General features: G+C 75.8%; 11 protein-coding genes. 10 read left to right on the top strand and 1 reads right to left on the bottom strand.

The annotated features are described in order from the left end of the window. Window positions 1-6 precede the first annotated feature (6 nt). Complete coding sequence (locus ACIQVD_RS29870; RefSeq protein WP_400691030.1) at window positions 7-675, top strand: GntR family transcriptional regulator; 669 nt, start codon at window positions 7-9, stop codon at window positions 673-675. A gap of 99 nt (window positions 676-774) precedes the next feature. On the opposite strand, the gene ACIQVD_RS29865 is transcribed toward ACIQVD_RS29870, so the two are convergent. Beyond that, the gene (locus tag ACIQVD_RS29865; protein ID WP_402292284.1) at window positions 775-1,551 is read right to left on the bottom strand and encodes an SDR family NAD(P)-dependent oxidoreductase; all 777 of its coding nucleotides are present in this window, start codon (window positions 1,549-1,551) and stop codon (window positions 775-777) included. Between the two features lie 117 nt (window positions 1,552-1,668). Between ACIQVD_RS29865 and ACIQVD_RS29860 the strand changes: the two genes are divergently transcribed. The 9 genes from ACIQVD_RS29860 (at window position 1,669) to ACIQVD_RS29820 (ending at window position 12,030) form a co-directional block, all read left to right on the top strand. Then, window positions 1,669-2,319: a bifunctional 4-hydroxy-2-oxoglutarate aldolase/2-dehydro-3-deoxy-phosphogluconate aldolase gene (locus tag ACIQVD_RS29860; RefSeq protein WP_400691036.1), complete on the top strand. Its 651-nt coding sequence runs from the start codon at window positions 1,669-1,671 to the stop codon at window positions 2,317-2,319. 14 nt (window positions 2,320-2,333) lie between these two features. Beyond that, window positions 2,334-3,251: a sugar kinase gene (locus ACIQVD_RS29855; protein ID WP_402292336.1), complete on the top strand. Its 918-nt coding sequence runs from the start codon at window positions 2,334-2,336 to the stop codon at window positions 3,249-3,251. A gap of 64 nt (window positions 3,252-3,315) precedes the next feature. Beyond that, complete coding sequence (locus ACIQVD_RS29850) at window positions 3,316-4,287, top strand: SMP-30/gluconolactonase/LRE family protein (protein ID WP_402292283.1); 972 nt, start codon at window positions 3,316-3,318, stop codon at window positions 4,285-4,287. 29 nt (window positions 4,288-4,316) lie between these two features. Then, a complete protein-coding gene (locus ACIQVD_RS29845) occupies window positions 4,317-5,603 on the top strand; it encodes an MFS transporter (protein WP_402292281.1) in 1,287 nt (428 codons plus the stop codon). A gap of 56 nt (window positions 5,604-5,659) precedes the next feature. Continuing rightward, window positions 5,660-6,835 (top strand): mandelate racemase/muconate lactonizing enzyme family protein, encoded by a 1,176-nt coding sequence (locus ACIQVD_RS29840; RefSeq protein WP_400691045.1) that lies wholly within the window; start codon window positions 5,660-5,662, stop codon window positions 6,833-6,835. A gap of 67 nt (window positions 6,836-6,902) precedes the next feature. After that, entirely contained in the window at window positions 6,903-8,387 is a 1,485-nt protein-coding gene (locus ACIQVD_RS29835) for a hypothetical protein (protein WP_400691048.1), read from the top strand. 125 nt (window positions 8,388-8,512) lie between these two features. Beyond that, complete coding sequence (locus ACIQVD_RS29830; RefSeq protein WP_402292280.1) at window positions 8,513-8,830, top strand: hypothetical protein; 318 nt, start codon at window positions 8,513-8,515, stop codon at window positions 8,828-8,830. A gap of 115 nt (window positions 8,831-8,945) precedes the next feature. Next, window positions 8,946-11,597 carry a SpoIIE family protein phosphatase gene (locus ACIQVD_RS29825; RefSeq protein WP_402292279.1) on the top strand — a complete coding sequence of 884 codons (2,652 nt, stop codon included), beginning with the start codon at window positions 8,946-8,948 and terminating at the stop codon, window positions 11,595-11,597. A gap of 241 nt (window positions 11,598-11,838) precedes the next feature. Next, window positions 11,839-12,030 (top strand): hypothetical protein, encoded by a 192-nt coding sequence (locus ACIQVD_RS29820; RefSeq protein ID WP_402292278.1) that lies wholly within the window; start codon window positions 11,839-11,841, stop codon window positions 12,028-12,030. Window positions 12,031-12,112: the final 82 nt, after the last annotated feature.

Below are 12,112 nucleotides of genomic sequence, written 5' to 3'. Positions count from 1 at the left end.
TGACCGATGGGTGAGAACAGCTGGGCGAATCCGCTGCCGGTGGTCAGGAGCAAGGCCGATCTGGCCTACGAGAGCCTGCACGGGGCGATCGCGCGCGGCGACCTCAGGCCGGGGGACCGGGTCAACATGGACGAGCTGTCCCGGGTGCTGGGCGTGAGCAAGATCCCGATCCGGGAGGCGGTCAAGCGGCTGGAGTCCGACGGGCTGCTGGTGTCCCGGCCGCACGCCGGGGTCACGGTGGCCGCCGTGGACGTGGCCGAGATGCGCGGGGTGTTCCTGGCCCGCGAGGCGATCGAGACGCTGGTGGCCGGCCTGGCCGCGGAGCGGATCACGGACGGTGCCCTCGCCGCGGTCGAGGGCGTCCAGGCGGAGATGCGCGCCGCGCTGGAAGGCGGGGAGCTGACCGCGATGGCGGAGCTCAACTCCCGCTTCCACCGCCTGCTGGCCGAGGCGGCCGGCTACCGGGTGCTGGCCGAGCTGACCGATCAACTGCTGCTGACGGTGCGCCGGTTCCGGATCACCGCGCCGATGGGCGAGCGCGAGTGGGGCTCGGTCGTCGAGGAGCACGAGGCGCTGCTGGCCGCCCTGCACGCGCGCGACGCGCGGGCCGCGGCGGACGCCGCCCGGCTGCACATGCGCGCCCAGGCCGACCACGAGGTCGCCGTCGGCGCCTGACACCCGGCACCGGCCGCGCCGGACTCCCGTGGTCCGGACGTCGAACGGTCCGGAGGTCGAGGAGCCCGGCTGCCGAAGGGCCCGGGCGCCGAAGGGCCGTCAGGCGTCCAGCGGGGGCAGGCCCAGCCGTTCGCGGTGGGTGTCGCGGAGCAGGCTGGCGGGGCTGACCAGGCGGGCGCCGGCGTCCAGGACGAGTTCGGAGCCGGTGAGCAGTGCGGCGGCGGGGCTGAGGGCGAGGGCGACGGCGTCGGCGACCTGCGCGGCGTCGGCGACGGTGCGCAGCGGGTTGCTCTCGCGCAGCCGGGCCAGGTCCTGGTCGGCGCGGGCCCCGAGGCGGGACTCGGTGGCGGGGGTGCGGACCCAGCCGGGGGAGAGGGTGAGGAAGGTCAGCCCGTGGTGGCCGTAGTCGACGGCCAACTGCCGGGTGAGGGCGGCGACGGCGCCCTTGGCGGCGGCGTAGGCGGGCAGGCCGGGCGCGGCGGTGCGGTGCAGGACCGAGCCGACCGTCACCACGGTGCCCGTCCCGGCGGCCAGCATGGCGGGCAGCACCTCGCGCACGCACAGGAACACCGAGGTGAGGTTGGCGTCCAGCACGTGGTGCCACTGCGCGTCGGTGGTCTCGTGCAGCGGCGCGCCCTCGGTCAGTCCGGCGCAGGTGACCAGGGCGTCGAGGTGGCCCAGCCGGTCGAGGGCGGCGGCGACCGCGGCCCGCACCTGGGCGGGGTCGGTGGCGTCCGCGTGGTGCATCCGGACCCCGTCGGGGCCGGTGCCGGCGAGGTCGAGGCCGGCCACCTGCCAGCCGTCGGCGAGCAGGCGGGCGGCGACGGCGCGGCCGATGCCGCCGGCCGCGCCGGTGAGGAGGGCCGTTCTGGTCATGAGGGCCGTTCTGGTCATGAGGGGGCCTTTCGGGACGGCGGAGCGGGGGCGGACGGGCGGGGGCGAAGGAGGAACGTATACTATATCTGAAATGCTGTTCGAGCCCTGGAGGCAGGCGTGCAACCGGACGACCTCATCGAGAGCCTGCGCAGGCACCGGCTCCTGGCCATCGTCCGCGGGAGCGACCCGGACGCGGCGCTCGACACGGTCCTGGCGCTGTTCCGGGGCGGTGTCCCGCTGGTCGAGGTGTCGCTGACCACCGCCGGGGCGCTGACCGTGATCGAGCGGGCCCGCGCCGTCCTGGGGGAGGACGCGGCGCTCGGCGCGGGCACCGTCCTCACCGCCGCCGACGCCCGGGACGCGGCGGCGGCCGGCGCGTCCTTCGCCGTCACCCCCGGGGTGACCGCCGCGCTCGGCCGGGCCCGCGAGTCGGGCCTGCCGGTGCTCGCCGGGGTGGTGACGCCCACCGAGGTGGCGCTCGCGCTGGCCGAGGGCGCCGCCGCGCTCAAGCTCTTCCCGGCCGCCCTCGGCGGCCCCGGTTACCTGAGGGCCCTGCGCGACCCGTTCCCCGCCGCGCACTTCGTCCCCGTCGGCGGCGTCGACGCCCGGGCCGCCGCCGCGTTCCTGGCCGCCGGGGCGCTGGCCGTCGGCGTCGGCGGCCCGCTGGTCGGCGCCGCCGCCCACCCCGGCGGCGACGCCGGACTGCCCGGCCGGATCGAGGAGTTCCTGCGCGTGGTGAAGGAGGAGCGGCCGTGCTCGACGTCGTGACGCTCGGGGAGGCGATGGGCGCGCTGCGCGCCGACCGCCCCCTGCACCTGGGCGGCTCCCTCGACCTGTCGGTGGCCGGCGCCGAGGCCAACGTCGCCATCGGGCTGGCCCGGCTCGGCCACCGGGTGCGCTGGGCGGGCGTGGTCGGCGCCGACGAGTTCGGCCGCCTGGTGCTGCGCACGCTGCGCGCCGAGGGCGTCGACCTCGCCCACGCCCCGGTGGCCGACCACGCGCCCACCGGACTGGTCGTCTTCGAACCCCGCACCACCGACCTGACCCGGGTCGTCTACTACCGCACGCACTCGGCGGGCAGCCTGCTGTCCGAGCGGCACGCCGCCGCCGCGCTCGCCGAGGGCGCGCACGTGGTCCACCTGACCGGCGTCACCGCCGCCCTGGGCCCCGGCCCGCTGGGCGCCGTGCGGTACGCGGCCGAGCGGGCGAACCGCACCGGCGCGGCGCTCTGCCTGGACGTCAACCACCGCGCCCGGCTGTGGACCGCCGCGGACGCCGCCGAGGCGCTGCGCCCGCTGGCCGCCCGCGCCACCGTGCTGGTCGCCTCGGACGACGAGCTGCACCTGGCCGCCCCGGCGGCGGCGGACACCGAGGCCGCGCGGGTGGAGGCGCTGCTGGAGGCGGGCGTCCGGGAGGTGGTGGTCAAGCGCGGCGCCGAGGGTGCCGAGGTGTTCACCGAGGACGGGTCCACGGCCCGGGCGGCGGTGCCGGTGACGGTGCGCGACACGGTCGGCGCCGGTGACGCGTTCACGGCCGGCTACCTGTCGGGCCGGCTGGACGGCCTGTCGGTGGCCGACCGGCTGGAACGGGCGGTCTCGCTGGGCGCGTTCGCGGTCGCCGCGGCGGGCGACTGGGAGGGCCCGCCGGTCCGGACCGAGCTCGGACTGCTCTCCGCCGCGCCCGGCACCGCCCTGCGCTGAGCGCAGCCCCGCACCGCGCACCACCCGCACCGCGCACCACCCGCACCGAACGGAGGAGTCGCCGATGCGCGAGGACCACTGGCGGCCGATCGGCCCGGCCCGCCACCAGCTGGCCGAGGCCGCGCGCTGGCACGACGGGCGGCTGTACTACACCGACCTGCTGCGCGGGACGCTGCACGCCTGGGACCCGGCCCGGCCGGGCCGGGTGCGGACGCCGGCCGACCTGGGGGTGCCGCTGGGCGCGGTGGCCCCGGTGGCGGGCCGGGCGGGGGAGTGGATCGCCGCGGCCGGGGACGGGATCGTCCGGCTGGGCCCCACCGGCCCGGTGCGCTGGCTGGCCCGCCCGGAGGCCGGTGCCGACCGGCCGCGGCGGATGAACGACGCGGGCTGCGATCCGGCGGGCCGGTTCTGGGCCACCAGCATGGCCGCCGACGCGGCCGAGGGCGCGGGCAGCCTGTACCGGGTGGACACCGACGGGGGCGTGCACCGGGTGCTGGCGGGACTGACCGTGCCCAACGGGCCGGTCTTCGCCCCGGACGGCACGGTGCTCTACCTCGCCGACAGCGCCCGCGGCGAGATCACCGCCCACGCCCTCGACCCGGCCACCGGGGAGCTGGGCCGCAGCCGGACGCTGGTGCGGCTGCCCGCCGCGCAGGGCCGCCCCGACGGCATGGCCGTGGACGCCCGGGGCCGGCTGTGGGTCGCGGCCTGGGGGGCGGGGACGGTGCGCTGCCACGCCCCGGACGGCCGGCTGCTGGGCGCCTCGGCCGTCGGTACGCCGCACGTCAGCAGCGTGGCCTTCGGCGGCGGGCTGATGTTCGCCACCACCGCCCGGCACCGGCTGCCGGAGCCGGACGCCCTGGCGGGCGCGGTGCTGGCCCGTCGTTCGGAGGTGGCCGCGCCGCCCGCCGCGGCCTACCGGGAGGAGGCCGGGACACGAAACGGAAACACCGCCGCAGCAGCTATGGACCGCATTTCGTATATCGCATACGGTAACTCGCACAAGCCGCCCCCAGCCGGTGGGAGAACCCCGTGACCACCACAGCACACCCCGGAAGAACCCTCGTGAACAGCACCCCCAGCGCCCCCACCCGGCGCACCATGGCCGCCGCGACCGTCGGCACCGTCATGGAGTGGTACGACTTCAACCTCTACGGCCTCGCCTCGGCGCTGGTCTTCGGCCCGCTCTTCTTCGGCTCCAGCTCGACCGGCGCCACCCTGGCCTCCTTCGCCACCTTCGGCGTCGGCTTCGCGGCCCGCCCCGTCGGCGGCATCCTCTTCGGCCACCTCGGCGACCGGATCGGCCGCAAGTACGTCCTGCTGGTCACCATGCTCGGCATGGGCGTCGCCACCACCCTGGTCGGCGTCCTGCCCACCCACGCCACCGTCGGCGTGTGGGCCCCGGTCCTGCTCGTCCTGCTGCGGATCTGCCAGGGCATCGCGGTCGGCGGCGAGTTCGCCGGCGCGACGCTGCTCACCGTCGAGAACTCCCCCAACGGCAAGCGCGGCCTGTTCGGCTCCATCCCCGCGATGGGCACCGGCGCCGGCTCCGTCCTGGCCACCGCCGTCTTCGCCCTGGTCGCCCTGCTGCCCGACCACGCCTTCCTCACCTGGGGCTGGCGCATCCCGTTCCTGCTCAGCTTCGTCCTGGTGCTGTTCGGCGTGTGGCTGCGCCGGGGCATCAAGGAGACCCCGGTCTTCACCGAGCTGGCCGACCAGGCCGAGACCGTCCGCTTCCCGTTCCTGACCGTTGTCAAGGAGCAGCCCGGCGCCGTCCTGCGGGTGCTCGGGATCACCGCCTCCGGCTTCGTCTGGGCCTACCTGATCCAGGCGTTCGGCCTCTCCTACGCCACCAAGGACCTGGGCATCCCCAAGTCCACCATGCTGTGGGCCGCCGCCCTGGCCGGCGCCCTGGAGATCCTCACCATCCCGTTCTGGGGCTGGCTCTCCGACCGGATCGGCCGCCGCACCATGGTCGCCATCGGCCTGGGCTGCACCATCGTCTACGCCTACCCGTTCTTCTGGCTGCTGGGCACCGGCAACACCGCGCTGGTCTTCCTGGCGCTGGTGCTGGCCGTCCCGGTCTGCAAGGACATGGTCTTCGGCCCGCAGGCCGCCCTGGTCGCCGAGCAGTTCGACGCCCGGGTCCGGTTCAGCGGGGTCAGCGTCGGCCGCGAGTTCGGCGGAGCGATCTTCGGCGGCACCACCCCCTTCATCGGCGCGGCGCTCGTCGCCGGCACCGACTCCATCGCCCCCGTCGCCCTCTACGTGGTGGCCGGCTGCCTGATCACCGCGGTCGCGGTCTTCAGCGGACGCGAGACCTCGCGCGGCGACATCCTCGAACACGCCTGACCCGCCCCGCCCTCCGACCGAGGGCGGCCCGCACCACCCCCGCAGGAGAGAGACCCGTGAGCACCCAGCCGCTCCGCATCACCAAGGTCGAGGCCCTGGCCCTGTCCGCCAGCTTCGACGACCTCTACGACTCGCCCGCAGACGTGCCGGACTGGCTGCGCTACCCGGCCTCCAGCCACCTGGTGCTGCCCCGCCGCGGCCAGTACGCCACCCTGGTCAAGGTCCACACCGAGGACGGCAGCGTCGGCATCGGCGAGGCGTACGGCCTGCCCTCCCCGCAGGTCACCGCCACCGTCGTCGCCACCGTGCTGGCCCCGCTGCTGATCGGCCAGGACGCGCTGGCCACCGGCGCGGTCTGGGAGCGCCTCTACCAGGGCCAGGCGGCCGGCGGCCACAACCGCGGCTTCTACCTCGAAGCCCTGGCCGGCGTCGACCTCGCCCTGTGGGACCTGCGCGGCAAGCTCGCCGGACAGCCCGTCCACCGCCTGCTCGGCGGCCCGATCCGGGAGACGGTGCCCTGCTACGCCAGCCCCGTCGCGCTGCACGCCGACCCCGAGGACTCCGCCCGCCAGGCGCTCGGCTTCGTCGACGCCGGCTTCAAGGCGCTCAAGGTCAAGATCGGGCGCGGCGAGCGCACCGACCGGGCCCACCTGAGCGCGGTGCGCGCCGCCGTCGGCGAGGACGTCGAGATCCTCACCGACGCCAACTGCGCCTACGACCTCGACCGGGCCACCCGGGTCGGCGCCGTCCTGGCCGACCTCGGCATCTCCTGGTACGAGGAGCCGCTCCAGGTCGACGACTTGGCCAACCTGGGCGAACTGCGCCGCCGCACCGGCCTGACCGTGGTCAACGGCGAGACCCACTTCACCCGCTTCGACCTGCGCGAGTCCCTGCTGAACCGGGCCATCGACGTCTTCATGCCGAACGTGGCCCGGTGCGGCGGCATCACCGAGGCGATGCGGCTGTCCGCGCTCGCCTCCGCCTTCCACGTCGACATCGCCCCGCACGGCGTCGGCTCCGGCGTCAGCCTGTGCGCCGCCCTGCACCTGTGCGCGGCCACCCCGAACCTGCGCACCTACGAGTACAACCGGCTGCCCAACCCGATCCGCGAGGCCATCCTGCGCAACCCGCCGAAGTTCGCCGACGGCGTGCTGACCGTGCCCACCGGCCCGGGCCTGGGCTTCGACCTCGACGAGGACGCCGTCGACCGCTACACCGTCGCCCGTCTCTGACCCCGGCCGGAGACGCGGACACCCGCAGTACCCCGTCGCCTTCCCCACCCACCCCCGGAGGTAGACCATGGCCCTGCCCGAGCCGAGCGGGATCAGCCGCCGCTCCATGCTGCGCGGCGCCGCGACCGTCGGCGCCGGCGCGGCGCTCTCGCCCCTGCTCCACCTGTCCCCGGCCGCGGCGGCCACCGCCGCCGCCACCTCGGGCAGCTACGCGATCCGCTTCGACCAGGCCGCCAAGCAGACCATCCTCGGCCTGGGCTTCGAGATCCAGTCCGACTCCATCGGCTCGGGCAACAACGGCCTGCCGGACACCGTCAGCGGCGTCCCGCACGACCTCACCGCCTCCGAACTCACCCGGTTCTACCAGCAGATGCTGATGGGCGGCCGCTCCGACCGCGGCTTCCGCTACTGCCGGCTGGCGATGGGCCTCTACTACCGGGGCCTGGACCCCACCCGCAAGCACATCCAGGACCGCTTCGCCGGCCAGGGCGCCGGACTCGCCGACATGATGAGCCGCGCCCGCATCGAGGGCACCTCGGTGGAGTACTGGTCGCCCGCCCCGGGCTGGAAGTCCAACGACTCCTACATCGGCGGCCACCTCTCCTCCTTCGACCCGCAGTTCCTGTCCGACTTCGGCGACGCCCTGGTCGGCGACCTCGACCACCTCACCGCCCAGGGCGTCCCGGTCTCGATGTGGGGCCTGCAGAACGAGCCCCGGCTCTCCACCGGCTACTCCTCCTGCGTCTACACCGCCGACCAGTACCTGGCGACCTTCAAGGCCGTCGTGCCGAAGATCAAGTCCAGGTACCCGAACGTCATGGTCACCGCCGACAGCCTCGACGGCTGGGGCGGCGCCATCGGCCAGGCGATCACCCGGGACGCCACCGCGCTGTCCTACGTGGACGCCTGGACCTACCACCGGATCGGCTACGACTCCGACTACCAGATCGACCACGACTTCCGGGTCGGAGCGTCCGGCAAGACGGTCTTCAACAACGAGTTCGAGTACCTCGACAACACGACCTCGGACGTGCGGACGGTCAACACCGCCCAGTCGATCATGAACTGGATGGTCTTCCAGGACGCCCCCACCTGGTTCTGGCTGCACGCCCTCAAGCCCACCACCAACGCCGAGGCGCCCGGCTACTCGCTCGGCTTCTGGCGACCGCCGGGCGACACCGACTTCAGCCACTTCCCGGACATCCCGGTCGGCCACTGGGACTTCAACCCGCAGAACTGGAACGCCGTGGCCGGCTTCGTCCGGTACCTGCCGTGGGACTCCGTCCGCTACGGCGTCGACGAGTCCGCCGTCCTGCGGGACCAGCGGATCATGGCCTGGAAGACCCCGGCCGGCAAGCCCGTCTTCGCGATCACCAACCGCTCCGCCACCGACTCCTTCACCTACACCGTCGACACCCGGACCGCCGCCGCCTTCGAGGGCCACCGCTACGGCCCCTCGACCAACAACCAGTCCCTGGGATTCAAGACCGGCCCGACCCTGACCATCACCGTCCCGCCGCTGTCCATCGAGTTCTGGGTCCGCACCCCCTGACCCGCCCCCCGCCGCCCCGGACCCCGGCCCGGGGCGGCCCCGCAAGCCGCGGCGGTGCCCACCGCCCCCGCCCTGACGGGCGGCGGGCGCCGCCGCACCCACCGAGCACCACCCCGGAGGACACCGTGTCCTGCTTCTCCACCGCCTCCACCGCCTCCGCCGCTCCCGCCGCCTCCGCCGCTCCGTCCCCGGGCGCGCCGGCTCCGTCGGCGCGCCCGCCGCACGTCTGGGGGCCGCCGTGGATCGTCACCCTGCGCACCGCCCTGGACGACGGACGCACCGGCCTGCGCGTCTCGGCGCACTGGACGCCCACCGCCGCGGAGGCCGTCGCCGCCGCCGGGCGGCAGGCCGCGCTGGCGGGCGCGCCCGGCACGGGGGAGCGGGCCGAGGTCCGCCGGTGGGAGCCGAGCGGCCTGCCCCGTTCCGCCGCCGCCACCCGCTGAACGGGCCCGCCACCCCGACCGCCGCCGCGCCCGCTACTCGTCCGGACAGGCCGTCGGCCCGGCGGGCTCCCAGAATGTAGGGGTGAGCGAGCACGGGAGACCGCGGTGGGCCCGGTTGCCGCGCAGTCTGGCGACGCGGGTGTTCCTGCTGCAACTGGTGGTGATCGTGGTGCTGGCCGGTGCCGCGCTGGCGGCGCTGGTGGTGCAGGCCCGCCAGCGCACCACGCAGGAGGCGTACGACCGCTCGATGTCGGTCGCCGAGTCCTTCGCCAACGCGCCCGGGACGCGCGCCGCGATGGAGTCCGCCGACCCCAGCGCCGTCCTCCAGCCCGCCGCCGAGCAGACCCGGATGAAGGCGGGCGTGGCGTACGTGGTGGCGTTCGACCCGAACGGCATCCGCTGGTCCCACCCCGACCCGAGCCTGATCGGCGGCCACGTCTCCGGCGCGTTCGCCCCCGCCTTCAGCGGCCGGCCGTTCCAGGAGACCTTCGACAGCACCCTGTTCGGCCGGGCCGTGGACACCACGGTCGCCGTCTTCGACCCCGCCGGGAAGCCGGTGGGCCTGGTCTCGGTCGGCATCCAGGTCAAGAGCGTCCAGGAGCACCTCCAGGCGCAGCTGCCCGTGCTGTTCGCCGCCACGGGCGTCGCCCTGGTGCTCGCCGCCGGCGGCTCGGCCCTGGTCAGCCGGCGGCTGCGGCGGCAGACCCACGGCCTGGGACCGGCCGAGATGACCCGGATGTACGAACACCACGACGCCGTGCTGCACGCCGTCCGCGAGGGCGTCGTCATCACCGGCGACGGCCGCCTGCAACTCGCCAACGACGAGGCCCGCCGCCTGCTCGACCTGCCCGCCACGGACCCCGCCCCGCGGCTCGACGCCCTCGGCCTGCCGCCCGACCTCGCCGACCTGCTCGGCTCCGGCCGCACCGCCACCGACGAGGTGCACCCCGTCGGCGACCGCCTGCTGGCCGTCAACCAGCGCCCCGTCCGCCGGGCCGGCCGCACCGACGGCGCGGTCGCCACCCTGCGCGACACCACCGAGCTGCGCGCGCTGGCCGGCCGCGCCGAGACCGCGCACCGCCGCCTCGACCTGCTGTACGCCGCCGGACTGCGGATCGGCACCACGCTCGACGTCACCCGCACCGCCGAGGAACTCGCCGCCGCCGCCGTCCCGGAGTTCGCCGACTACACCACCGTCGAACTCCTGGAACCCGTGCTGGAGGGCGCCGAACCCGAGCCCGGCAGCCTGCGGGTGCGCCGCACCGCCCGGGTCGGCGTCCGGGCCGGCTTCCCGCTGTACCCGCTCGGCCACCCCGTCGGCACCGCGCCCGTCTCCACCATCCCCGCCGACCTGGTCGCCGGCCGGGCCCTGCTGATCGACCTCGCCGCCCGCGACGACTGGTGCGCCGACCCCGAACACGCCCGCGAACTGCTCGACTTCGGCCTGCACAGCTTGGTCTCGGTGCCGCTCCAGGCCGGCGGCCTGGTCCTGGGGGTGGCCAACTTCTGGCGCGCCGAGCAGCAGCCGTTCACCGCCGACGACCTCGCCTTCGCCGAGGAGCTCGCGCTGCGCGCCGCCGTCTGCCTGGACAACGCCCGCCGCTACACCCGCGAGCACGCCACCGCCACCGCGCTCCAGCGCAGCCTGCTGCCCGGCGAACTGCCCGCCCACAGCGCCGTCGACACCGCCTGGCGCTACCGGCCCGCCGAGGCCGGCGTCGGCGGCGACTGGTTCGACGTCATCCCGCTCTCCGGCGCCCGGGTCGCGCTGGCCGTCGGCGACGTGGTGGGCCACGGCGTCGGCGCCGCCGCCACCATGGGAAGGCTGCGCACCGCGGTGCACAACTTCGCCGCCCTCGACCTCGAACCGGACGAACTCCTCGCCCAGCTCGACGAGTTCGCCACCCGACTCGACCCCAACGCGGACGGCGCGGTCACCGGCGCGACCTGCCTGTACGCCGTCTACGACCCGGCCACCGGGCACTGCGCGCTGGCCTCCGCCGGCCACCCGCCGCCCGCGCTGCTGCACCCCGACGGCACCGTGCACGTCCCCGAGCTGCCGCTCTCCCCGCCGCTGGGCACCGGCGCGGCGCTGCCCGCCGAGCTGCTCGACCTGCACCTGGACGAGGGCACCCTGCTGGTGCTGTTCACCGACGGCCTGCTCCAGCAGCGCCACCGCGACACCGACGAGGCGTTCGGCCTGCTCGCCCGGGCCCTGGCCGGCTCCGACGGCACCCCCGAGGGCGCCTGCACCGCCGTCCTGGACGCGCTGCTGCCCGAACGCCCCGAGGACGACGTCGCGCTGCTCGCCGCCCGCACCCGCCGCCTCGACCCCGACCGGATCGCCGAGTGGCGGCTCGAACGGGACCCCGCCGCGGTCTCCCGGATCCGCGCCGAGGTGACCGCGACCCTGGAGCGCTGGGGCCTGGAGCACAAGGTCTTCGCCACCGAGCTGATCATCAGCGAACTCGTCACCAACACCATCCGCTACGGCACCGAGCCGGTCCGGATGCGCCTGCTCTGCGACGACCGGCACCTGATCTGCGAGGTCGCCGACGGCAGCAGCACCTCCCCGCACCTGCGCCGCGCCGCAGACACCGACGAGGGCGGCCGGGGCCTCTACCTGGTGGCCCGGTTCTGCGAGCGCTGGGGCACCCGCTACCTGGCCCGCGGCAAGATCATCTGGGCCGAGCAGACCCTCGCGGAGGACCCGGGCCCCGCCGAGCCGGACGCCGACGCCCTGCTCGACCAGTGGGGGGACCTGTAACGACGGTCGGGGCGTCCGGACCGGACGGCGGGGCTCGGGCGGGGCGGCGGGGCTCGGACCGGGTGGCGGCGGACCGCCGCCGGGAGCAGGTCGACGGCCCCGACCGGCCCGAGGACCAGCGAGGCGCGGACGTCGACGTCCAGCCGGGGGAGGAGCAAGCCCGGCCAGCCGGGGGGTGACGGCGGGCAGCAGCGCGCAGGGCGATCTGGGCCCGGGAGGCCCCGGCGGAACGCTGCACCGGATGGCCGCCGTCGGCGGCGCCACCGGTGACCTGCCGGCCGCCCACCGGGCCGGCGCCCGGGTCTCCGCCGTCGCACCGGCGCGCCCACCGACGCCGCCGACTTCGCCACCGCCCCCGCACGCCCGCGTCCTGGACGGTGCCACCGACCTCCCCGCCCTCCCCGACGCCCTGGAGCCGGACCTCGCGGGGTAGCCACGCCCCCCGGCGGCGCGCCAGCCGGGTGGTGGGCGGCGGTCGCGGCGTGCCCGCGGTCGTCCGGCGGCGCATCCTGGCA

It is taken from the genome of Kitasatospora sp. NPDC090308 (assembly GCF_044769485.1).
In the GTDB taxonomy this organism is placed as follows: Bacteria; Actinomycetota; Actinomycetes; order Streptomycetales; family Streptomycetaceae; genus Kitasatospora; species Kitasatospora fiedleri.
This window is presented reverse-complemented; position numbering and strand designations above follow the sequence as displayed.

Excerpts from the sequence above, each read along its gene's own strand:
- ACIQVD_RS29870 (WP_400691030.1), top strand. The coding sequence starts at position 7 with ATGGGTGAGAACAGCTGGGCGAATCCGCTGCCGGTGGTCAGGAGCAAG.
- ACIQVD_RS29820 (WP_402292278.1), top strand. The coding sequence starts at position 11,839 with ATGGCCGCCGTCGGCGGCGCCACCGGTGACCTGCCGGCCGCCCACCGG.
- ACIQVD_RS29850 (WP_402292283.1), top strand. The coding sequence starts at position 3,316 with ATGCGCGAGGACCACTGGCGGCCGATCGGCCCGGCCCGCCACCAGCTG.
- ACIQVD_RS29865 (WP_402292284.1), bottom strand. The coding sequence starts at position 1,551 with ATGACCAGAACGGCCCTCCTCACCGGCGCGGCCGGCGGCATCGGCCGC.
- ACIQVD_RS29835 (WP_400691048.1), top strand. The coding sequence starts at position 6,903 with ATGGCCCTGCCCGAGCCGAGCGGGATCAGCCGCCGCTCCATGCTGCGC.
- ACIQVD_RS29855 (WP_402292336.1), top strand. The coding sequence starts at position 2,334 with ATGGGCGCGCTGCGCGCCGACCGCCCCCTGCACCTGGGCGGCTCCCTC.